The organism is Klebsiella sp. C349492 (assembly GCF_042055345.1).
Taxonomy (GTDB): Bacteria; Pseudomonadota; Gammaproteobacteria; order Enterobacterales; family Enterobacteriaceae; genus Klebsiella; species Klebsiella scottii.
On the sequence record NZ_JANQCE010000002.1, the window covers coordinates 747,166 to 767,913 of the forward strand.

General features: G+C 57.2%; 21 protein-coding genes. 14 read left to right on the forward strand and 7 right to left on the reverse strand.

The window, feature by feature from the left end; translation table 11 throughout:
* Positions 1–996 precede the first annotated feature (996 nt).
* Positions 997–1,380: a biofilm formation regulator BssR gene (bssR, locus tag NWP14_RS11180; protein ID WP_095098005.1), complete on the forward strand. Its 384-nt coding sequence runs from the start codon at positions 997–999 to the stop codon at positions 1,378–1,380.
* A gap of 102 nt (positions 1,381–1,482) precedes the next feature.
* Positions 1,483–2,595: a PQQ-dependent sugar dehydrogenase gene (locus NWP14_RS11185; RefSeq protein ID WP_375215324.1), complete on the forward strand. Its 1,113-nt coding sequence runs from the start codon at positions 1,483–1,485 to the stop codon at positions 2,593–2,595.
* A gap of 2 nt (positions 2,596–2,597) precedes the next feature.
* Here the strand turns inward: NWP14_RS11185 and NWP14_RS11190 are convergent, their stop codons facing one another.
* The gene (locus NWP14_RS11190) at positions 2,598–3,218 is read right to left on the reverse strand and encodes a glutathione S-transferase family protein (protein WP_375215325.1); all 621 of its coding nucleotides are present in this window, start codon (positions 3,216–3,218) and stop codon (positions 2,598–2,600) included.
* Between the two features lie 256 nt (positions 3,219–3,474).
* Here NWP14_RS11190 and dacC point away from each other — a divergent pair, with 256 nt between their 5' ends.
* Entirely contained in the window at positions 3,475–4,677 is a 1,203-nt protein-coding gene (gene dacC / locus NWP14_RS11195; RefSeq protein ID WP_095095471.1) for a serine-type D-Ala-D-Ala carboxypeptidase, read from the forward strand.
* Positions 4,678–4,705: 28 nt separating this feature from the next.
* Here the strand turns inward: dacC and deoR are convergent, their stop codons facing one another.
* Positions 4,706–5,464 carry a DNA-binding transcriptional repressor DeoR gene (deoR, locus tag NWP14_RS11200; RefSeq protein WP_095095474.1) on the reverse strand — a complete coding sequence of 253 codons (759 nt, stop codon included), beginning with the start codon at positions 5,462–5,464 and terminating at the stop codon, positions 4,706–4,708.
* 120 nt (positions 5,465–5,584) lie between these two features.
* A complete protein-coding gene (ybjG, locus tag NWP14_RS11205) occupies positions 5,585–6,178 on the reverse strand; it encodes an undecaprenyl-diphosphate phosphatase (RefSeq protein WP_375215326.1) in 594 nt (197 codons plus the stop codon).
* Between the two features lie 315 nt (positions 6,179–6,493).
* Between ybjG and NWP14_RS11210 the strand changes: the two genes are divergently transcribed.
* Positions 6,494–7,729, forward strand: a complete 1,236-nt coding sequence (locus NWP14_RS11210) for an MFS transporter (RefSeq protein WP_095095480.1) — start codon at positions 6,494–6,496, stop codon at positions 7,727–7,729.
* Between the two features lie 49 nt (positions 7,730–7,778).
* On the opposite strand, the gene NWP14_RS11215 is transcribed toward NWP14_RS11210, so the two are convergent.
* The gene (locus tag NWP14_RS11215; protein WP_375215327.1) at positions 7,779–8,591 is read right to left on the reverse strand and encodes a Cof-type HAD-IIB family hydrolase; all 813 of its coding nucleotides are present in this window, start codon (positions 8,589–8,591) and stop codon (positions 7,779–7,781) included.
* Positions 8,591–9,793 carry an MFS transporter gene (locus NWP14_RS11220; protein ID WP_095095484.1) on the reverse strand — a complete coding sequence of 401 codons (1,203 nt, stop codon included), beginning with the start codon at positions 9,791–9,793 and terminating at the stop codon, positions 8,591–8,593. The genes NWP14_RS11215 and NWP14_RS11220 overlap by 1 nt, the downstream gene beginning before the upstream one ends.
* A 151-nt stretch (positions 9,794–9,944) precedes the next feature.
* On the opposite strand from NWP14_RS11220, the gene NWP14_RS11225 reads away from it, so the two are divergent.
* A complete protein-coding gene (locus NWP14_RS11225; RefSeq protein WP_375215328.1) occupies positions 9,945–10,490 on the forward strand; it encodes a TetR/AcrR family transcriptional regulator in 546 nt (181 codons plus the stop codon).
* Positions 10,491–10,778: 288 nt separating this feature from the next.
* On the opposite strand, the gene NWP14_RS11230 is transcribed toward NWP14_RS11225, so the two are convergent.
* Complete coding sequence (locus NWP14_RS11230; protein WP_095095512.1) at positions 10,779–12,464, reverse strand: aspartate:alanine antiporter; 1,686 nt, start codon at positions 12,462–12,464, stop codon at positions 10,779–10,781.
* Between the two features lie 269 nt (positions 12,465–12,733).
* Between NWP14_RS11230 and ybjM the strand changes: the two genes are divergently transcribed.
* A complete protein-coding gene (ybjM, locus tag NWP14_RS11235) occupies positions 12,734–13,117 on the forward strand; it encodes an inner membrane protein YbjM (protein ID WP_095095515.1) in 384 nt (127 codons plus the stop codon).
* A gap of 6 nt (positions 13,118–13,123) precedes the next feature.
* Here the strand turns inward: ybjM and NWP14_RS11240 are convergent, their stop codons facing one another.
* Complete coding sequence (locus NWP14_RS11240) at positions 13,124–13,387, reverse strand: GrxA family glutaredoxin (protein ID WP_004859945.1); 264 nt, start codon at positions 13,385–13,387, stop codon at positions 13,124–13,126.
* Between the two features lie 205 nt (positions 13,388–13,592).
* Here NWP14_RS11240 and NWP14_RS11245 point away from each other — a divergent pair, with 205 nt between their 5' ends.
* The 8 genes from NWP14_RS11245 to potI all read left to right on the forward strand — a co-directional run bounded on the left by NWP14_RS11245 (position 13,593) and on the right by potI (position 20,742).
* On the forward strand, positions 13,593–13,883 hold the full coding sequence (locus NWP14_RS11245; RefSeq protein WP_095095517.1) for a YbjC family protein: 291 nt from the start codon (positions 13,593–13,595) through the stop codon (positions 13,881–13,883).
* Positions 13,867–14,589 (forward strand): nitroreductase NfsA, encoded by a 723-nt coding sequence (gene nfsA, locus NWP14_RS11250; protein ID WP_375215329.1) that lies wholly within the window; start codon positions 13,867–13,869, stop codon positions 14,587–14,589. The genes NWP14_RS11245 and nfsA overlap by 17 nt, the downstream gene beginning before the upstream one ends.
* Before the next feature lie 116 nt (positions 14,590–14,705).
* Positions 14,706–15,608 (forward strand): 30S ribosomal protein S6--L-glutamate ligase, encoded by a 903-nt coding sequence (gene rimK, locus NWP14_RS11255; protein ID WP_375215330.1) that lies wholly within the window; start codon positions 14,706–14,708, stop codon positions 15,606–15,608.
* Positions 15,609–15,696: 88 nt separating this feature from the next.
* Positions 15,697–16,179: a YbjN domain-containing protein gene (locus NWP14_RS11260; RefSeq protein ID WP_095095526.1), complete on the forward strand. Its 483-nt coding sequence runs from the start codon at positions 15,697–15,699 to the stop codon at positions 16,177–16,179.
* 347 nt (positions 16,180–16,526) lie between these two features.
* Positions 16,527–17,639 (forward strand): spermidine/putrescine ABC transporter substrate-binding protein PotF, encoded by a 1,113-nt coding sequence (gene potF / locus NWP14_RS11265; protein ID WP_095095530.1) that lies wholly within the window; start codon positions 16,527–16,529, stop codon positions 17,637–17,639.
* A gap of 163 nt (positions 17,640–17,802) precedes the next feature.
* On the forward strand, positions 17,803–18,936 hold the full coding sequence (gene potG, locus NWP14_RS11270; RefSeq protein ID WP_095095533.1) for a putrescine ABC transporter ATP-binding subunit PotG: 1,134 nt from the start codon (positions 17,803–17,805) through the stop codon (positions 18,934–18,936).
* A gap of 10 nt (positions 18,937–18,946) precedes the next feature.
* Positions 18,947–19,900: a putrescine ABC transporter permease PotH gene (gene potH, locus NWP14_RS11275; RefSeq protein WP_331835696.1), complete on the forward strand. Its 954-nt coding sequence runs from the start codon at positions 18,947–18,949 to the stop codon at positions 19,898–19,900.
* The gene (gene potI / locus NWP14_RS11280) at positions 19,897–20,742 is read left to right on the forward strand and encodes a putrescine ABC transporter permease PotI (protein WP_095095539.1); all 846 of its coding nucleotides are present in this window, start codon (positions 19,897–19,899) and stop codon (positions 20,740–20,742) included. Before potH ends, potI begins: the two co-directional genes overlap by 4 nt.
* The last annotated feature ends 6 nt before the right edge of the window (positions 20,743–20,748 follow it).

Sequence of the window (20,748 nt, forward strand, 5' to 3'; positions counted from 1 at the left end):
GAACGTTCATTACGATAAATAATGTAAATACGATGCTGCCAGTATGTGTTTTTTTACTATTTTTAAGTTTCATATTCTCTGTCATGGTCAGTGGATAAACAGGTTAATGGTCACCGGCTGATTTTACATTGCAGGCGATCTCAGGTTATTTTATGGGCTATTTAACGGGCGCTATTCTCCCTACGCTACCGGCAGTGGTTCCGCCATTTACGGGCTGTCTTTACAGGTTTCGTGGGAAGGCGCGAGGATTTATCTCTGGCTCCTGATGCCGGTCGTTAATGCTAACGTGGGATGTATCAAAATAATAATCATGATGCGTAACAGGCTCTGAATTCAGAGGGTTTATGAAAATAAAAATGAGTGCTGACAGCACAATTATTATCATCATTATTTTCATAAGAACGCCTGGTATGGTTTATAGGGACCTATATTCTGCTGCGTTGTGCCGGGTATGTATACTGTAAAAATAGTTTTCTCTCTTCCGTTTGCTATCCATTTAGCATCTTGTCCGAATGATGGGCTAATGTTAAATAAAAATAAATCACTATTTATATAGTTGTTAGCAGCTGCGGATGTAAAATATTTACCGGCAGGCCGGGATCGCGGCCTTAATATCCTGCTGATATCCGCAGATGCTTCGCGGATATCCGGTTTATTATGCCCACGGATCTTTTCTTATTTTCCGCCGACGCGACCGGCGTCTGTTCATATTGCGTCGCGGGAGCGACCTTTCTCTTACCTCTATATTGGCCGTTTGCTCCCTTTGCGCGCCAGGTTTTGCGCTATATCGCCGCGGTTGCGCTATCGAACCGCTGAGCGGCGCGTCAATGCTCGCCGGATGGCATCCCGGCAGGCGGCGCATTTCGACAGATTTAAACATTATCGCAACATTGTAAATGATGTTAATTAACCGGGAATTATTGACCTCGCGCATGACTTTGCGCAAAAAACGACCATATTATAATTATGGTAATGGACGACAGAGGAGGAACCATGATGACCGTTGACAGACTGTACCGTAACCTTTTGAATAAGCTGATTAATGCTAACATTGATCTCGATGCTTATCTGCAGCTACGCAAAGCTAAAGGCTATATGTCAGTCAGCGAGAACGAGCATCTGCGTGATAACCTGTTTGAGCTTTGTTGTGAAATGCGTGAACACGCGCCGCGATTGCAGCACGCTGTTACGCCGGAGGAAAGGGAAGCTCTTCGCCTTGCGGGTGAATTCGTTGCTTCCGCAGCGGTTTGCCTGATGAGCGGGCATCACGATTGTCCGTCTTATATTGCGGTTAACGTAGAGACGCTAGAACGCTGCCTGGCAGGATTGTCGCTAAACATTCATAAACTGAATGCATCAGCGCCAATAACCCGCGTCTGAATTCAGGGGGGCATGCCCCCCTGCTTAATGTTATGTAAAGCTCCCCCTGCCGATCCCCTTCGCTGGCTACCCTTATTTCATTGCTGATAAAAGGAGTGAGCCATGCGCCAGACCGTCGCCCTGATAGTCCTTACCGCTCTGCTGTTACCTGCCGCCGCCGTCGCCCAGAAGGTGCACGTTGAGGTTTTGCAAAATAAGCTCGAACATCCGTGGGCGCTGGCGTTTCTCCCCGACCGGCAGGGGATACTTATCACCCTACGCGGCGGCGAGCTGAAGCTCTGGCGCCAGGGGGAGGGGCTGTCGCCGGCTATTTCCGGCGTACCTCAGGTGTGGGCCAGCGGGCAGGGAGGGTTGCTGGACGTGGCGCTGGCGCCGGACTTTATCCACTCCCGGAAGGTGTGGCTGAGCTACGCGGAAGCCGGTGACGATGGCAAAGCGGGAACCGCGGCAGGATACGGCCGCCTGAGTGAGGATCGTCGGCGGCTGGAGAATTTTCGGGTGGTCTTTCGCCAGCAGCCGAAGCTCTCCACCGGCAACCACTTTGGCGGGCGTCTGGCGTTTGACGGTAAGGGGCACCTGTTTATCGGCTTAGGGGAGAATAACCAGCGGGCGACGGCCCAGGATCTGGACAAGCTGCAGGGCAAGGTGGTGCGTTTGACCGAGGCGGGAGAGGTTCCGGCGGATAATCCGTTTGTCGGCCGCGCCGACGCAAGGCCGGAAATTTGGGCCTACGGGATCCGTAACCCGCAGGGAATGGCGATCAATCCGTGGAGCGATACCCTGTGGCTCAATGAACACGGCCCGCGCGGCGGGGATGAGATTAACATCCCGCAGAGAGGTAAGAACTACGGCTGGCCGCTGGCGACGCACGGCATAAATTACAGCGGTCTGCCTATCCCGGAAGCTCAGGGAGCGGCGGTGGACGGAACCGAAGCGCCGCTGTTTGTCTGGAAAACGTCGCCCGCGGTGAGCGGCATGGCCTTCTACGATTCCGCAACCTTCCCCCAGTGGCGGCACAAGCTGTTTATCGGCGCGCTGAAGGACCAGTCGCTGATTGTCCTCGACGTAAAGGGCAATAGCGTCAGCGAAGAGGCGCGAATTCTGCGCGATCGCGGCCAGCGTATCCGCGATGTTCGCGTCGGACCCGATGGCTATCTGTACGTCCTGACCGACGAATCCAACGGCGAACTGCTGAAGGTCAGCCCGCAGAGTTAGCCTCAGGTGACCGGGATCGCCACGACGCTGCGCCAGGCCGGGCGTTCGTTAATCTGCTGATACCAGCGCTGTAGGTTCGGGCGCGGTTGCCAGGTCGTTACGATGGTCATCAGGTTGTAGACGAACGGCGCAACGGCAATATCGCCGAGGCCAAACGACTCGCCGGACAGCCACGGGAATACCGCCAGCTCGGCGTCGAGGATGGCGAAGAGCGCTTCACAGGCGGCGATACCGGCGGCAATCGCTGCGGGATCGCGTTTCTCCTCCGGCGTTCTCACCAGCCCCATCAATACCGGGCGGTGGGCGGGAGAGAGCGAGCCGTTGGCCCAGTCCATCCATTTGTCGCCCTGCGCCCGCTGGACCGGATCGTCAACCCACAGGCGGTTTTGCCCGTACTGCGCCGCCAGATAGCGAATAATGGCGTTCGACTCCCACAGCACGAGGCCATCGTCTTTCAGCAGCGGCACCAGACCGTTCGGGTTCATCGCCAGATACTCCGCGTCGTGATTCACACCAAACTCCAGCCCCGCCATAATCTGCTGATAGGGAAGGTCCAGCTCTTCCAGCACCCAGCGTACTTTTTTCACGTTAGTTGAATTGTTTCTACCCCATAGCGTAATCATATCGGTTCCCGTCAGTTATTGAGCCGTCGTTGCAGCAAGGTGAGTCATCATGTTGGAATAAAGTTAATATATAGGCAATCGCGATCAAAAAAATTGCTCTGTTTTCAGCAAGACGCGAGGTTATTGAGTAAACTTTAAAAACTTTACCAACTCGCTGTTTCTTTAAGGTCATTTGTACGCTTTACTCACCGGCTGCTGCTGCGCCGATAGAGTGCTGCGGCATATTTTGTTTGGAAAGGATACTTGGGTGGCTCTTATGACGCATGATGCTTTTTCCCTTCGCGGCCTCGCGGCAGGCTGCGCTCTTCTCGTTCTCGTTGCGCCTGCGGTTCAGGCTGCAGAACAACTCCCCGATGCCCCATCGATTGATGCGCGAGCCTGGGTCCTGATGGACTACGCCAGCGGCAAGGTGCTCAGCGAAGGCAATGCCGATGAAAAACTCGATCCGGCAAGTCTGACCAAAATTATGACCAGCTATGTCGTTGGGCAGGCGCTGAAAGCGGGCAAGATTAAATCTACCGATATGGTGACCGTGGGTCGCGATGCCTGGGCAACCGGCAACCCGGCGCTGCGCGGCTCATCGGTGATGTTCCTCAAACCGGGTATGCAGGTGTCGGTTGAGGATCTCAATAAGGGCGTCATCATTCAGTCCGGCAACGATGCCAGCATTGCGATTGCCGACTATGTCGCAGGAAGCCAGGATGCGTTTGTTAGCCTGATGAACGGCTATGCGCAGAAAATGGGCCTGGCGAATACCACCTTTATGACCGTGCACGGCCTTGATGCGCCGGGTCAGTTCAGTACCGCCCGCGATATGGCGCTGCTGACCAAAGCGATGATCCACGACGTCCCTGAAGAGTACGCTATCCATAAAGAAAAAGAGTTTACCTTCAATAAGATCCGTCAGCCTAACCGTAACCGCCTGCTGTGGAGCTCCAACCTCAACGCCGATGGCGTGAAAACGGGGACCACAACCGGAGCGGGCTATAACCTGGTCTCCTCGGCAACGCAGGGCGACATGCGCCTGATTGCCGTAGTGCTGGGCACCAAAACCGACCGTATTCGCTTTAACGAGTCAGAAAAGCTGCTGACCTGGGGCTTCCGCTTCTATGAAACCGTGACGCCCATTAAGCCGGACGCCACCTTTATCACCCAGCGCGTGTGGTTTGGCGATAGCAGCGAAGCGAAGCTAGGCGCAGGTGAAGCCGGCTCGATTACCATTCCGCGCGGTCAGATGAAGAACCTGAAAGCCAGCTACGCCCTGAAGGATACGCAGCTGACGGCACCGCTGACCAAAGGGCAGGTGGTGGGGACCATCGACTTTAAACTCAATGATAAAACCATTGAGCAGCGTCCGCTTATCGTGATGGAAGCGGTAAACGAAGGCGGCTTCTTTAGCCGAATGATGGACTTCGTGCTGATGAAACTGCACGGCTGGTTCGGCGGCTGGTTCTCATAATCTGCCGGTCGCGCCCTGCGGGGCGCGATCAGTACAGCAGTGAAATCTGTTTTTCCTTCGCCAGCGCCAGCAGATCGTCATCCGGACAGACGTCGCTGGCAATCACGTCAAAACGCGATAAATCGCCCATTCTCGCCGGCCTGACCTTACCGAATTTACTGTGATCCACCACCAGCACGTGGTAGCGCGCGCTGCTCATCGCCCAGTGCTTAACCGGCAGTTCCTCAAGGTTGTAGCAGGTCGCCCCCTGCTCGCAGTCAATTCCCGCCGCCGAGTAGAAGGCGATGTCCGGGCACAGATGGCTCAGGGTATCCTGCAGGCTCAGCGGTTTAAAAATCGCGTTGCTGGCGTGAAACTCGCCGCCGCAGAGGATGGCCCGACAGTGGGGCTTTTCCTGCAGCGCAAGAAAGGTATTCAGCGAATAGCAGACGCCGGTAAACGGCAGGGCGTTATCAATCGCGTCGATGATCCACGGCGTGGTGGTCCCGCAGTCAAAAAAGGCCATCTGGTGGGCTTCAAGCAGGCCGGCAGCGTGGCGGGCGGCGCGGCGTTTTTCATCCACGAGGCGAGTTTTCTGGTCGCTAAGCAGGTAGTGCGTGGCGCTGCGCGGCTCCAGGACGATGTAGCCGCCCAGCAGGACAACGGGTCCATTATGGCCGTTCAGGTCGCGACGGATGGTCATTTCAGAAACGCCCAGCAGCGCTGCGGCTTCTTTTAGATGAAGCTTATCGCTGCGCTTGAGGGCCTGAATAAGCTGGCTGATGCGTTCATCACGACGTGTTTCCATAATCCCTCTAAGCTGAAATCGCCCTGCATTGGCAGGGCGTCAGTGGGCAATTTTACCTGCCTGAAGGGGGTTAGTCACGCGTCTGAAGTGCGCGCCGGGTGAGGAGCCAGGCGGCGCGGGCTATTCGCGTACCCAGCCTTTGCGGATCGGCAGGGAGAAACAGAGGCGGTACAGCCGCTGCAGGTATTGATAGAGCGGACGACCGCCGCTGTGCCACAGCAGCTGCGCGGCCAGGCAGCCGCACATGGCTGTCAGCAGGCCGCCGAGCATGTCCAGCGGCCAGTGAACGCCGAGATAGACCCGAGACCAGGTGATAGCCATCGCTGCGGTCATCAGCGCGATCCCGGCGCCCAGGCGATGCCAGAATAAGAAGGCCAGCGCGAAGGTAAAGCTGATGGTGCCGTGGTTGCTTGGGAACGAGTTATTCGGCGAGTGGTGCAGGAACTGATAGCCGACGTCGGCGGCGAAGGGGCGCTGGTGCGGGAAGAGAAGGCCGAAGATCCACGACAGCGTCAGGCTTATTGCCAGGGCCAGCAGCACCTTAAATACCAGCTGGCGCTGGTTCGGTCGCCACAGCCACAGCGCGGCCGTCAGTAAAGGAACAATCAAAATCAAATCTTTGGCGAGCAGGGTGGCCAGCGCAATAGCCCACGACGGTGAGGCGGGGGTGGCGTTGATCGATGCGAACAGCGCGTAGTTGATATTTTCCAGCATACTTTCAGGCTCTTAGGGTCCGATAACAATAAGCCGCCCACCTTAAGAGACGGTGGCGATGAAATAAAGCAGTATTGTCTTAATTATCAGCTTGTTATGATGCATTTTCGGCTGGCGTCTTCGTTTGAGCGCCGGCTGGAATGAGTATAAGGCCTGTAACCTAATTGAAATATAAACGAAATATAGACAGGGATAATAAAAATGGCGCCGGGCGGGGGAAACGTTGTGCTATTTTTAATTGTCACTCACAATTCACTATCTCCCCGGCAAGACTTTCATTAAACTTTGCGCGATTTTTTCTAAATAAGAGCTTTCATGCAGAATTATTCGCTTTCAGGCAAACGCCTCGGACGGCAGGCGCTGCTTTTTCCGCTGTGCCTGGTTTTATACGAATTCTCCACTTATATCGCCAACGATATGATCCAACCGGGCATGCTCTCGGTGGTCGCCGAGTTTCAGGTCGGTAATGAGTGGGTTCCGACTTCTATGACCGCCTACCTTGCGGGCGGGATGTTTTTACAGTGGCTGCTTGGCCCGCTGTCGGACCGTATTGGTCGCCGCCCGGTGATGCTGACCGGGGTGGTGTGGTTTATCGTCACCTGCCTGGCGACGCTGCTGGCCCAATCCATCGAACAGTTCACGCTGCTGCGTTTTTTGCAGGGCATCAGCCTGTGCTTTATCGGGGCGGTTGGCTACGCGGCGATTCAGGAGTCATTCGATGAGGCGATGTGTATCAAAATCACCGCCCTGATGGCTAACGTCGCGCTGATTGCGCCGCTGCTCGGGCCGCTGGTCGGCGCGGCCTGGGTCCACATCCTGCCGTGGGAAATGATGTTCGTGCTGTTTGCCGTGCTGGCGGCCGTCGCCTTCTTCGGGCTGCAGCGGGCGATGCCGGAGACCGCCACCCGCATGGGCGAGAAGCTGTCGATGAAAGAGCTGGGCCGTGATTATGGCCTGGTGCTGAAAAATCTGCGCTTTGTCGCCGGGGCGCTGGCTACCGGTTTTGTTAGCCTGCCGCTGCTGGCGTGGATTGCCCAGTCGCCGGTCATTATTATCAGCGGTGAGCAGGCGACCAGCTATGAGTACGGTCTGCTGCAGGTGCCGGTGTTTGGCGCGCTGATTGCCGGTAATCTGGTGCTGGCGCGGCTGACCTCCCGACGCACGGTACGCTCGCTGATTATCCTCGGCGGCTGGCCGATTATGCTTGGTCTGCTGCTCTCCGCGGTGGCGACGGTGGTATCGACCCACGCCTATCTGTGGATGACCGCCGGCCTGAGCGTCTATGCCTTCGGAATTGGCCTGGCTAACGCCGGCCTGGTTCGCCTGACGCTGTTTGCCAGCGACATGAGCAAAGGGACGGTGTCGGCGGCGATGGGGATGCTGCAAATGCTGATCTTCACCGTCGGGATTGAAGTCAGCAAACACGCTTATGAGCTGGGGGGCAGCGGGATGTTCAGCCTGTTTAACCTGCTAAGCGGCGTGCTGTGGCTGGCGATGATTATCTATTTTCTGCACGATAAAAGCGTCGGTAGCGGCAACGATCCGCAGTAAATCATGCTGGTAATCCCGGGTGCGGCGCGGCGCCTCACCCGGGAAAGCGTCAGGCGAACGGCGCTTCGCGATTCAGCACCTTATCGATAATATGCAGCACCCCTTCCTCATTGTTATGCGGCGCGTTGTAACCGGCGACGGCTTTTACCGGCGCGGCGGCGTTGGCCATGGCATAACCGAATCCGGCGTGTTGCAGCATTTCAATATCATTCCCGCTGTCGCCAAAGGCGACGACCTGATGATTTTCAATCCCCCAGCGTTCCTGCAGGATGCGCAGGCCGTTGGCCTTGTGCACGCCAGGCATAATCAGGTCGATGCTGCCGTAGCCGGTGGCGACGGCGTTGACCATCCCGCCTAGCGCCGCATGCAGCTTTGGCTGCATCTCGGGGATCAGATTATCGGGCACGTTAAGGCCAAATTTCAGGATCGCATCGTCGAGGTTATTGAAGTCATCCACCAGTTCAAGGCGATGATAATACTTCGCCGCGACCGCTTTTAGCTCATCGTTGTATCGATTGAGCGTATAGGCGCTGCGCTTGCCGCAGGCGATAATTTCAATTTCCGGCTGCGTTTGCAGAAAGTCGATGACCGCGTGAAAGTGATCTTTCGGCATCTGGCAGTTAAATACGTCATCTCCGGCGTTGACCACCCAGCCGCCGTTTTCGGCGACGAAGGCAATCTCATTGGCCACTTCGGGGAAAAACGAAATCAGCTGGTAGTACTGGTTGCCGCTGGCGACGACAAAGCGGATATCCTGCTCGCGCATCCGCCGATACTGGCTGAGAAAACGCTGGCGATTATAGGTTTTGGCATCGCTTAAAAAGGTACCGTCCATATCTACCGCAATTAGTTTGATGCTCATTAACTGTTCTCCATTACAGGTTCAGGCTGCGGCCTGGCCACCGCCCTAGCGACCAGGGCCGCCACCATGACCAGCCCCAGCACCACCATCATGGCGCTGCGCAGGCCGAAATGTTCGCCGAGGAAGCCCAGCAGCGGCGGCCCGACGAGGAAGGCGAGGTAGCCGGTTATCGCCACCACGCTGACGCGCTTCGGCGCATCCGGCCCGGTGTCGCTGGCGGCCGAAATGGTCAGCGGGAAACCGAGCGACGCGCCGAGCCCCCAGAGCAGCACGGAGATCCCGGCGACCCACGGATTATCAACAAAAATAATCAGACCAATGCCCAGCGCGCCCATTACCGCGCTGGCGCGAACCACCGTCACCCGGCTGTAGCGGTCAATGAACCAGCCGCCGGTAAAGCGGCCAACGGTCATCCCGAGGGTGAATCCGGCGTAAATTAAGGAGCCTGAGGTTGGGCTAAAGCCGTGACCATCCACCATCAGCAGCGGCAGCCAGTCGTTGGCGGAGCCTTCGGCGAACGCCATTGCCAGCACCACGACGCCAATCAGCAGCAGCTGAACGTCGCGCCAGACCGGCAGGCCTTTTTCCCCCTGCTGAGCGGCCTCGGCAGCATTTTTCCCGGTGCCATCAGGGATGGCGCGAATGGCTATCGCAATTGGCGCGATCGCCACCAGCGCGGCCAGCAGAATGTGCGGCGCGGCGGGCAGGCCAAAGCCGGTGACCGCCATACCTATACCGGCGCCGATCAGGGTGCCGAAGCTGTAGAAGCCGTGCATCATCGGCAGCACGGTTTTATTCATTTCGCGTTCGACGGCGGCGCCTTCAACGTTAATCGCCACTTCTGCCGAACCGAAGCTGGCGCCGAAAATCGCCAGCCCGATGGCAAACAGGGTCGCCGAAGTGAACCACAGCGCCACGCTCAGCACCGCCATGCCCACCACCGCGCAGGACATGGTGGTACGAATAACCTTGCGGGTGCCGAAACGTTTAACCAGCCACGCCGAGCAGAGAATGCCGCTCATCGAGCCAATCGACAGGCCAAACAGGACGATGCCCATTTCCGCCGTCGATAGCGCCAGCAGATCGCGGATTGCCGGCGTGCGCGTGGCCCACGAGGCCATTAGTAATCCGGGGATAAAGAAGAACATAAATAGCGCCCATAGCCGAAGCTGGAGGGCTCTGCGGGAGTTTTGCGCTGTCATCCGTAAACGCCAGTGAATGAGAAGATGCAGACAACACTAGCAAGTTTGTGTACATTTGTACATACACCGGATAGCCTTCAGGTTAGCGAATTGTTGGCTATCGTTATTCCCATCATGACCTGTGAATGGGGCGCAATGAAAAGAGATGAATATGGCCCGTCGACCGAACGATCCCCAGCGTCGGGAGCGCATTTTGAACGCGACCCTGGACACGATTGCCGCCCACGGTATTCATGCGGTCACGCATCGTAAGATTGCCTGCTGCGCCGAAGTCCCGCTGGGTTCGCTGACCTACTATTTCAGCGGTATAGATGCGCTGATTGAGGAGGCGTTTTGCATTTTTACCGCCGAGATGTCCGCTCAGTATCAGCAGTTTTTCGCCGGAGTGAGCAATCGCGATGAGGCCTGTGACGCCATCGCCGATCTGATTTTTAGCGCCCAGGTGACCACCGCGCGGAACATGGAGCTGATGTATCAGCTGTATGCCTTCTGCAGCAGCCAGCCGGCGCTAAAGGCGGTGATGCAAAGCTGGATGCAGCGCAGCCAGCAGACGCTGGAGCAGTGGTTTGAACCGCAAACCGCCCGCGGGCTGGATGCGTTTATTGAAGGCATGACGCTGCATTTCGTTACCGACAGCGCGCCGCTCTCAAAAAAGGCCATTCGCCTGATGGTTGGCCGCCTGGCCGGGGAAGCGTAGCGCCGCCGAAGATCTGTCTTTAGATAAGACAGCTTCTGTCCCGTTAGCGCAAAACTATGGGTAATAAACGTCATGATGCAAACCGCCGTCGGCGCTGTAAACGGACGATTGAGGGCGGAGTGATTCAGGATGGGGAATTTCAGGCAACAAAAAACCCATCAACCTTGAACCTAAGTGGCGGGGTTGATGGGCTCCACAAAATGGGGACATCAAAGAAAAGCAGTGGCACTACTTATGACTGATGCCCGTGAGAAAAGTTCTGCCAATGCGCATTTTTTTCGCAAAAATTTACTGAAGCCCCGGCCAGATGATGACAATCAGCGTCCCGGCGAGGGTCAGCAGCACGTTGGCTATCGCATAGGTCCCCGCATATCCCAGCGCCGGAATGTTGCTGCGCGCGGTGTCGCTGATAATCTCCATCGCCGGCGCGCAGGTTCTGGCCCCCATCATCGCGCCAAACAGCATTGCGCGGTTCATGCGCAGGACGTAGGCGCCGAACAGGAAGCAGATCACTACCGGCACCAGGCTGACGATCAGGCCCGCCGCCAGCATCTGTCCGCCGACGGCGCCGAGGCCGTGGCCAATCCCGGCGCCGGCGCTCAGGCCGACCCCGGCCATAAAGACCATCAGGCCGAACTCTTTCACCATATTCAGCGCCCCCTGCGGGATATAGCCGAAAGTCGGGTGGTTGGCCCGCAGGAAGCCGAGCATGATCCCGGCAAACAGCAGCCCCGCGGCGTTACCGATGCCGAAGCTGAACGAGCTGAACTGGAAGGTGATCATGCCGATCATCAGGCCGACGATGAAAAAGGCGCAGAAGGCGAGCAGGTCGGTGACCTGGCTGTGGATGGAGATAAAGCCGATGCGGTCCGCCACGGTTTTTACCCGGCGCGCGTCGCCGCTGACCTGCAGAACGTCGCCTTTGTTGAGCACCACGTTATCGTCGATAGGCATTTCAATCTGGCTGCGGATCACACGGTTTAAGAAACAGCCGTGATCGGTCAGCTTTAGCTGGGCGAGACGGCGGCCCACCGCATTGTGGTTTTTGACCACAATCTCTTCGGTGACGATGCGCATATCCAGCAGGTCGCGGTCGAAGACCTCCTTGCCGTTACGGAAGCTAGGGTCAAGGCGGGCGTGGGCATCCGGGTAGCCTACCAGCGCGATATCATCCCCTTTTTGCAGCACCGCATCGCCGTCCGGGTTAGCCAGAATACCGTTACGCCGAATACGTTCGATATAGCAGCCGGTCTGGCGGTAGATCCCCAGCTCGCGCAGATTTTTGCCGTCCGCCCAGGCCACCAGCTCCGGGCCAACGCGGTAGGCGCGGATCACCGGCAGATAGACCTTACGCTTAGAGTCGGTATCCAGCCCGCGCTCACGGGCAATCTGCTGGGCGCTGGTTTGCAGATCCTGATGCTGCAGCTTGGGCATATAGCGCGCGCCGACGATCAGGCTGACCAGGCCAACCAGATAGGTCAGGGCATAGCCGAGGCTCAGATGGTCGAGCGAAAGCGCCAGCTGGTCGGCCGGTAGACCAAAGTGGCGCAGCGTATCGCCCGCGCCGACCAGCACCGGCGTTGAGGTCATTGCGCCGGCGAGCATCCCGGCGGTCAGGCCGATATCCCAGCCGAAGAGTTTACCCAGCCCTAAGGCCAGCAGCATCGCGCTGCCAACCATCACCAGGGCGAGCATCAAATAGTTTTTCCCGTCGCGGAAAAAAATAGAAAAAAAGTTGGGGCCGGCTTCGACGCCGACGCAAAAAATAAACAACATAAAGCCCAGATTCAGCGCATCAGTGTTAATACTGAAATGCTGCTGGCCTAATAATAAGGAAACTACTAAAACGCCAATGGAATTACCAAGTTGTACTGACCCGAGACGCAGTTTCCCGAGACAGAGACCGAGTGCAAGGACAACGAATAATAACAGGATGTAATTCCCGTTTAACAAATCTGCGACGTTTATATTCACGAAAACCAACTTCTCATTTACTAGTAAGTTGTTGAAGGAAATGGTTATTTGGTCTAAGGTTGCTTCAGTGTTCGCGTTGTCCCGAACCCTATTCTGGCATCCCGTTATAACCGGCAAAAATATAGTCGACAGTTTAATCCTTCCTGGATGCTGCGGCTAGTCACAATCGTATTTACGCCATCGGGAGCCTTTATTGGCATGGATTGCCAGAATGCTTTATCTGACTGGGCTAATTGGAAGTGGGTTAGAGGCAGAATCAGGAGGATGTTGTGAAAGCTGAGCGTGCTTGGGCGGGTGTCGCCTGCGGGTTCTTTCTGTTTATCGTGGTCTGTTTATCGCTGTTATTACATATGAAAGGCGCCTTTCGGGCTGGCGGTAACCCTGAGCTCGGGCTGCTGCTTTTTTTGCTGCCCGGCGCGCTGGCGAGCTGTCTCTCTCCGGGACGGCGCGTGCTACAGCCGCTGGTCGGCGCAATTCTGGCGGCGCCGGTTTGCCTGGCGATAATGCGGATTTTTTTCGTTACTCAGCGGACGTTCTGGCAGGAGCTGGCGTGGCTGTTTAGCGCGGTATTCTGGTGTGCGCTCGGCGCGCTGTGCTCTTTGTTTATCTGCGTCTGGCTCGATACCAGACGCAGCAACTCATCAGAGCAATGAACCGGCTCAGGCAAACAGGCCGAGGTTCTCTTTGGCCCAGGCTTCAAAGTCGGTGCAGCCGCCGATATGCTTCTGATCGACGAAAATCTGCGGCACGGTCTCAACCGGTTTACCTACGGTCTTTTCCAGATCGCTTTTGCTGATGCCCTCAGCGTGAATATCAACGTAGCGATAGTTAAAATCGTCGCGCTCGTTGGTCAGTTTTTCTGCCAGCTCTTTGGCACGTACGCAATATGGGCAACCTGGACGACCAAAAATTACGGTAAACATTATTTCTCTCCTTAAATCTCAGCCGGATGGCGAATGGGGCCTATGATGCCGCGTTCTGCCGGTGAGTAAAAGAAGGTTCTGCCTTTTGCTTTGATGGTTTAAGGCTATGTTTGATAAATGACTTTGCTTTTGAACCGTTATACTGACCCTGTTGTGCAACGATTTTTTGCTTCGCCGCGCGAAACCCACGGACCGGAGGAGAGTTATGCGATCGCCCGCTGCGTTACCCAAAAGCGTTCTGCTGGTAGAGATCGTCGGCATCGTGCTGCTGACGCTGGCCTGGCTCTCGCTTAATCAGTACCTGCATCTGCCGGCGCCTTTTGCCAGCCCAACCGCGGCGCTGATCATGATTTTTGTCGGCGTGCTGCTGATGATCCCGGCCGCGATAGCGCTGGTGTGGCGGATGGCGAAGATCGTTGCGCCCCAGCTAACCGAAAGCAAAAAAACACCTTCTTCATTGTCAGACAGAGAAAAACGAGATGACGCCGACCATTGAGCTGCTGCGTAGCCACCGCTCCATTCGCCACTTTACCGACGAACCCATTAGCGACGAACAGCGCGCGGCGATTATTGCCAGCGCGCAGGGAGCTTCCAGCTCCAGCTTTTTACAATGTACTTCGATTATTCGTATTACCGACCCGCGCCTGCGCGAGCAGCTGGCGGCGATGAGCGGCGGCCAGCAGCACGTCGCGCAGGCGGCGGAGTTTTGGCTATTCTGCGCCGACTTTAACCGTCTGCTGCAAATTTGCCCGGATGCCCAGCTGGGCCTGGCGGAGCAGCTCCTGCTCGGCGCCGTCGATACCGCGATGCTGGCGCAGAACGCGCTGGTGGCCGCGGAGTCGCTGGGCCTTGGCGGCGTCTATATCGGCGGCATCCGCAACAGCATTGAGGCGGTGACCGAGCTGCTGCAGCTGCCGCAGCACGTCCTGCCGCTGTTTGGGCTGTGCCTCGGCTGGCCGGCCGATAATCCTGACGTCAAGCCGCGCATGCCGGCGGCGATGCTGGTCCATGAAAACGGCTATCAGCCGGTCGATGACGACGTGCTGGCACAGTATGACGAGCAGATGGCGCAGTACTACCTGTCGCGCGGCAGCAACGCGCGCCGGGATACCTGGAGCGACCATATCCGCCGCACCATCATCAAAGAAAGCCGGCCGTTTATTCTCGACTATCTGCATAAGCAGGGATGGGCAACGCGCTGATTGCGTGTAAACTGCACCCGGTCTGGCATCCGGGTGTTCCGCCAGGCCAGCGCTAATGTTGCGACTTGTCAGCTATCAACGGCCCGCCTGAACGGGTCTTTTTGCCGAGGTGCAGGGTGAAAATTGCCATATTATCCCGGGACGGGACGCTGTACTCATGTCGTCGCCTGAGTGAAGCCGCGCAAAAATGCGGCCACCAGGTCGAAATCCTCGATCCGCTCTCCTGCTATATGAACGTCAGCCCGGTAGCCTCATCGATTCACTATAAAGGCCGCCAGCTGCCGCATTTCGATGCCGTGATCCCGCGCATCGGCTCGGCAATTACCTATTACGGCACCGCCGCGCTGCGTCAGTTCGAGCTGCTGGGCAGCTATCCGCTGAATGAATCTGTCGCCATTACCCGCGCGCGCGACAAGCTGCGTTCGCTGCAGCTGCTGGCGCGTCAGGGGATCGACCTGCCGCTGACCGGTATTGCCCACTCCCCGGATGACACCAGCGACCTGATCGCTATGGTCGGCGGCGCGCCGCTGGTGGTCAAGCTGGTCGAAGGCACGCAGGGAATCGGCGTGGTGCTGGCAGAGACCCGTCAGGCGGCGGAGAGCGTGATTGACGCCTTCCGCGTGCTGAACGCCCATATTCTGGTGCAGGAGTATATCGCCGAGGCGAAAGGGCGGGATATTCGCTGTCTGGTGGTGGGGGATGAGGTCGTGGCGGCGATTGAGCGGCGGGCGAAAGAGGGCGATTTCCGCTCCAACCTGCACCGCGGCGGCGTTGCAACGGTGGCGACGATTAGCGAGCAGGAGAGAGCGATCGCCATTAAGGCGGCGAAAACGCTCGGTCTGGACGTTGCCGGGGTCGATATCCTGCGCGCCGACCGCGGGCCGCTGGTGATGGAAGTTAACGCCTCGCCGGGTCTTGAGGGCATCGAAACGACTACCGGCGTTGATATCGCCGGGCATATGGTGGCCTGGATTGAGCGGCAGGCGACGCCGGAATTCTGTCTGAAAATGGGCGGATAGCGCGCATTGATGACACTTTCATGGTATGCGCCGCGTTTTTTGCGTAAGCTATGACGTCGTTTTTCCACAGCAAGAGGTTACAGGTCATATGGATTCACTGGTCGTTCCGGGTCTTGATACGTTACGTCACTGGCTCGACGAATTAGGCATCAGCTTTTTTGAGTGTGATTCCTGCCAGGCATTGCACCTGCCGCACATGCAGAACTTCGACGGCATTTTTGACGCCAAGCTCGATCTGGTGGATAACGTGGTGCTCTTTTCCGCGCTGGCGGAGGTGAAGCCGTCGGCGCTGCTGCCGCTCGCGGCGGATCTCTCGGCGATTAACGCCAGCTCGCTGACCGCCAAAGCCTTCCTCGATATCCAGGACGATAATCTGCCCAAGCTGGTGGTTTGTCAGGCGCTGCCCGTTGGCGTCGGCATTACCGTCGATCAGTTCGGCTGGTTCTTCCGCCTGGGCGAAGAGCAGATCTCTATGATTATCCTCGAAGCCGCGGCCAATCAGCTGCTGTATAAAGCCGATGAGGAAGAGGATCTCGCGGTGCAGGAGGTTCAGCACCATTTTCTTCACTAGCCCCGTCGATGAATAGCGCAGCCACTGCCAGAGCGGCTGCGTATTACACGCTTTTATTCTGCTTTTAACCCGCCGTTAAAGAATTTTTCACCGCCATTCTGCCGCTTTCGGCTTATCACATAGACCCATATTGCATAAAAAATTGATAAAAGGCGTTATTTTACCTGGGCTATAGCCTCTTATTCTGGCTACAGTTATTCTGACGCTGCTTCCAGTTGCGGGCAACCATTCCGGGAGAGGTCCTCTCTCCTTTTCTTAGACAATGAAAAAATATGCATGATTTTTGCATGCGGATAATTGCGTATATTAAGTCCGTTGTTAACGGGCATTGAGAAGGAATAAGAGATATGACCGCCTTTGGTAAAAAATGGTTAACAGGTTTGGTGACTGGCGCGCTGATGGCCGTCTCTGCCGGTTCGCTCGCCGCTGAACAGAAAACCCTGCACGTTTACAACTGGTCTGACTATATTGCCCCGGACACGGTGGCCGATTTTGAAAAAGAGACCGGCATTAAAGTGGTGTACGACGTTTTTGATTCCAACGAAGTGCTGGAAGGCAAACTGATGGCGGGCAGCACCGGTTTTGACCTGGTGGTACCGTCAGCCAGCTTCCTTGAGCGCCAGCTGGCGGCGGGCGTGTTCCAGCCGCTGGATAAAAGCAAGCTGCCTAACTGGAAAAACCTCGATCCGGAAGTCTTAAAGCTGGTGGCGAAGCACGACCCGGATAACAAATATGCGATGCCGTATCTGTGGGCTACCACCGGTATTGGCTATAACGTCGATAAAGTGAAAGCCATCCTGGGTAAAGACGCGCCGCTGGATAGCTGGGATCTGGTGCTGAAGCCGGAAAACCTCGAAAAACTGAAAAGCTGCGGCGTCTCCTTCCTCGATGCGCCGGAAGAGATTTTTGCAACCGTGCTCAACTACCTCGGCAAAGATCCGAACAGCATGAAGGCCGATGACTATACCGGTCCGGCGACCGACCTGCTGCTCAAGCTGCGGCCGAACATCCGCTACTTCCACTCCTCGCAGTACATCAACGACCTGGCCAACGGCGATATCTGCGTCGCGATCGGCTGGGCGGGCGACGTATGGCAGGCCGCAAACCGGGCAAAAGAGGCGAAAAATGGCGTGAACGTCTCCTACTTTATTCCGAAAGAGGGGGCGATGGCGTTCTTCGATGTCTTTGCGATGCCGGCAGATGCTAAGAATAAAGATGAGGCTTATCAGTTCCTTAACTATCTGATGCGCCCTGAAGTCATCGCTAAGATTAGCGATCAGGTGTACTACGCCAACGGCAACAAGGCCTCAACGCCGCTGGTCAGCGAAGCCATCCGCAGTAATCCGGCGATTTATCCGCCGGCCGACGTGTTCGCCAAGCTGTTCACCCTGAAGGTTCAGGAGCCGAAAATCGACCGCGTGCGCACCCGCGCGTGGACCAAGGTAAAAAGCGGGAAATAAAATCTGATGGCCCGGTTCGCCGGGCCTGACCAGGTGACGAGTAGCCGGAGTATTGCAGTATGCCCGGCTAAAAAAACGCACCAGGATGGTGCGACTGCACGAAAAGAATGATGTATGGCAACCGGGCCATACGGTGGTGAGTTTTTTGCCGGAGAGCAGCTAAGTGAATGACCTAATTTCCCGCCCACAAATGAAAACCCCTAAGGCGCTGACCCCGCTGCTGGAAATCCGTAACCTGACCAAATCGTTCGATGGGCAGCACGCCGTCGATGACGTCAATCTCACTATTTATAAAGGCGAAATCTTCGCTCTGCTGGGCGCATCCGGCTGCGGGAAATCAACGCTGCTGCGCATGCTGGCTGGCTTCGAGCAGCCTACCGCCGGGCAGATTGTGCTGGATGGCGTCGACCTGTCGCGCGTCCCGCCGTACCAGCGGCCGATCAACATGATGTTTCAGTCCTACGCGCTGTTCCCCCATATGACGGTGGAGCAGAACATCGCCTTTGGCCTGAAGCAGGACAAGCTGCCGAAGGCCGAAATCACCAGCCGGGTGCAGGAGATGCTGGCGCTGGTGCATATGCAGGAGTTTGCGAAACGCAAGCCGCACCAGCTGTCCGGCGGCCAGCGCCAGCGCGTGGCTCTGGCCCGTAGCCTGGCAAAACGGCCGAAGCTGCTGCTGCTCGACGAGCCGATGGGCGCGCTGGATAAAAAGCTGCGCGACCGGATGCAGCTGGAGGTGGTGGACATCCTCGAACGCGTGGGGGCGACCTGCGTGATGGTGACCCACGATCAGGAAGAGGCGATGACTATGGCCGGGCGTATTGCGATCATGAATCGCGGTAAGTTCGTGCAAATCGGCGAACCGGAGGAGATCTACGAGCACCCGACGACCCGCTACAGCGCGGAGTTTATCGGCTCGGTCAACGTCTTCGAAGGGCTGGTGCAGGAGCGGCTGGAAGATGGTCTGGTGCTCAACTCGCCGGGGCTGGTGCATCCGCTCAAGGTCGACCCTGATGCTTCCATCGTCGATAACGTGCCGGTCTGGGTCGCCCTGCGTCCGGAGAAAATCATGCTCTGCGACGAGCCGCCGGCGGATGGCTATAACTTTGCCGTCGGTGAGGTGATCCACATTGCCTACCTCGGCGATCTGTCTATCTACCACGTGCGCCTGCAAAGCGGGCAGATGCTCAGCGCCCAGCTGCAGAATGAACATCGTCATCGCAAAGGCTCGCCAACCTGGGGTGATGAAGTCCGTTTATGCTGGGACGCGGACAGCTGCGTCGTTCTGACGGTGTAAGGAGAGGGCGATGAGTATATTAGAACCACCGGCAGGGGCGAAAAAGCCGGGCGGCGTGACGCCGTGGCTGACGCGCCTGCAAATGGCCCACGGCCGCAAGCTGGTGATTGCGCTGCCGTATCTGTGGATGACGCTGCTGTTTCTGCTGCCGTTCCTGATCGTCTTTAAAATCAGCCTCGCAGAGATGGCGCGGGCTATACCGCCCTATACCGACCTGCTGGAGTGGGCCGACGGTCAGCTGACGGTCACCCTTAATCTGGCGAACTTCCTGCAGCTAACCGACGATCCGCTCTACTTTGAGGCTTATCTGCAGTCGCTGCAGGTGGCCGGGATCTCAACGTTCTGCTGCCTGCTGCTGGGCTATCCGCTGGCGTGGGCGGTGGCGCACAGCAAGCCGTCAACGCGCAATATCCTGCTGCTGCTGGTGATCCTGCCGTCGTGGACCTCGTTCTTAATCCGCGTATATGCGTGGATGGGGCTGCTGAAAAGTAACGGCGTGCTGAATAACTTTCTGCTGTGGCTGGGGGTCATCGACCAGCCGCTGGAGATTCTGCACACCAACCTGGCGGTCTATATCGGCATTGTTTACGCCTACCTGCCGTTTATGGTGCTGCCCATTTATACCGCGCTGACGCGGATCGACTACTCGCTGGTGGAAGCGTCGCTGGATCTGGGCGCCCGCCCGTTGAAAACGTTCTTCCAGGTGATCGTGCCGTTGACCAAAGGCGGGATTATCGCCGGTTCGATGCTGGTCTTTATTCCGGCCGTGGGCGAGTTTGTTATTCCGGAACTGCTCGGCGGCCCGGACAGCATCATGATCGGCCGCGTGCTGTGGCAGGAGTTCTTTAACAACCGCGACTGGCCGGTGGCTTCGGCGGTGGCCATTGTGATGCTGCTGCTGCTGATCGTACCAATTATGTGGTTCCACAAGCATCAGCAAAAACAGATAGGGGAACACGGATGAGTGATTTGCCGGTAGTACGTTCGCCGTGGCGAATTTTGATCCTCGTGATTGGGTTTACCTTCCTGTATGCGCCGATGCTGATGCTGGTGATCTACTCGTTCAACAGCTCGAAGCTGGTGACCGTGTGGGCCGGCTGGTCAACGCGCTGGTATAGCGTGCTGTTCCACGACGATGCGATGATGAGCGCCGTGGGTCTTAGCCTGACTATCGCCACCTGCGCGGCAACGGCGGCGGCGATCCTCGGGACTATCGCCGCGGTGGTGCTGGTGCGCTTCGGCCGCTTTCGCGGATCGAACGGCTTTGCGTTTATGATCACCGCGCCGCTGGTGATGCCGGATGTCATTACCGGCCTGTCGCTGCTGCTGCTTTTCGTCGCGCTGGGACACGCGATTGGCTGGCCGTCGGATCGCGGTATGCTGACCATCTGGCTGGCGCACGTGACCTTCTGTACCGCCTACGTCGCGGTGGTGATTTCGTCGCGGCTGCGCGAGCTGGATCACTCCATCGAGGAGGCGGCGATGGATCTGGGCGCCGCGCCGCTGAAGGTGTTTTTCATCATCACGCTGCCGATGATCATGCCGGCGGTGATTTCCGGCTGGCTGCTGGCGTTCACCCTGTCGCTGGACGATCTGGTGATTGCCAGCTTTGTTTCCGGCCCTGGCGCCACCACGCTGCCGATGCTGGTTTTCTCCAGCGTGCGCATGGGCGTCAATCCGGAAATCAACGCCCTGGCGACGCTTATCCTCGGCGTGGTCGGGATTGTTGGTTTTATCGCCTGGTATTTGATGGCCCGCGCAGAAAAGCAGCGAGTACGCGATATCCAGCGTGCAAGACGCGGCTGAAGCCCC

What these genes read in the sequence shown, in the direction of transcription:
- bssR (WP_095098005.1), top strand. Translation starts at nt 997, where the DNA reads ATGACCGTTGACAGACTGTACCGTAACCTTTTGAATAAGCTGATTAAT.
- NWP14_RS11185 (WP_375215324.1), top strand. Translation starts at nt 1,483, where the DNA reads ATGCGCCAGACCGTCGCCCTGATAGTCCTTACCGCTCTGCTGTTACCT.
- NWP14_RS11190 (WP_375215325.1), bottom strand. Translation starts at nt 3,218, where the DNA reads ATGATTACGCTATGGGGTAGAAACAATTCAACTAACGTGAAAAAAGTA.
- dacC (WP_095095471.1), top strand. Translation starts at nt 3,475, where the DNA reads ATGACGCATGATGCTTTTTCCCTTCGCGGCCTCGCGGCAGGCTGCGCT.
- deoR (WP_095095474.1), bottom strand. Translation starts at nt 5,464, where the DNA reads ATGGAAACACGTCGTGATGAACGCATCAGCCAGCTTATTCAGGCCCTC.
- ybjG (WP_375215326.1), bottom strand. Translation starts at nt 6,178, where the DNA reads ATGCTGGAAAATATCAACTACGCGCTGTTCGCATCGATCAACGCCACC.
- NWP14_RS11210 (WP_095095480.1), top strand. Translation starts at nt 6,494, where the DNA reads ATGCAGAATTATTCGCTTTCAGGCAAACGCCTCGGACGGCAGGCGCTG.
- NWP14_RS11215 (WP_375215327.1), bottom strand. Translation starts at nt 8,591, where the DNA reads ATGAGCATCAAACTAATTGCGGTAGATATGGACGGTACCTTTTTAAGC.
- NWP14_RS11220 (WP_095095484.1), bottom strand. Translation starts at nt 9,793, where the DNA reads ATGACAGCGCAAAACTCCCGCAGAGCCCTCCAGCTTCGGCTATGGGCG.
- NWP14_RS11225 (WP_375215328.1), top strand. Translation starts at nt 9,945, where the DNA reads ATGGCCCGTCGACCGAACGATCCCCAGCGTCGGGAGCGCATTTTGAAC.
- NWP14_RS11240 (WP_004859945.1), bottom strand. Translation starts at nt 13,387, where the DNA reads ATGTTTACCGTAATTTTTGGTCGTCCAGGTTGCCCATATTGCGTACGT.
- NWP14_RS11245 (WP_095095517.1), top strand. Translation starts at nt 13,593, where the DNA reads ATGCGATCGCCCGCTGCGTTACCCAAAAGCGTTCTGCTGGTAGAGATC.
- nfsA (WP_375215329.1), top strand. Translation starts at nt 13,867, where the DNA reads ATGACGCCGACCATTGAGCTGCTGCGTAGCCACCGCTCCATTCGCCAC.
- NWP14_RS11260 (WP_095095526.1), top strand. Translation starts at nt 15,697, where the DNA reads ATGGATTCACTGGTCGTTCCGGGTCTTGATACGTTACGTCACTGGCTC.
- potF (WP_095095530.1), top strand. Translation starts at nt 16,527, where the DNA reads ATGACCGCCTTTGGTAAAAAATGGTTAACAGGTTTGGTGACTGGCGCG.
- potH (WP_331835696.1), top strand. Translation starts at nt 18,947, where the DNA reads ATGAGTATATTAGAACCACCGGCAGGGGCGAAAAAGCCGGGCGGCGTG.
- potI (WP_095095539.1), top strand. Translation starts at nt 19,897, where the DNA reads ATGAGTGATTTGCCGGTAGTACGTTCGCCGTGGCGAATTTTGATCCTC.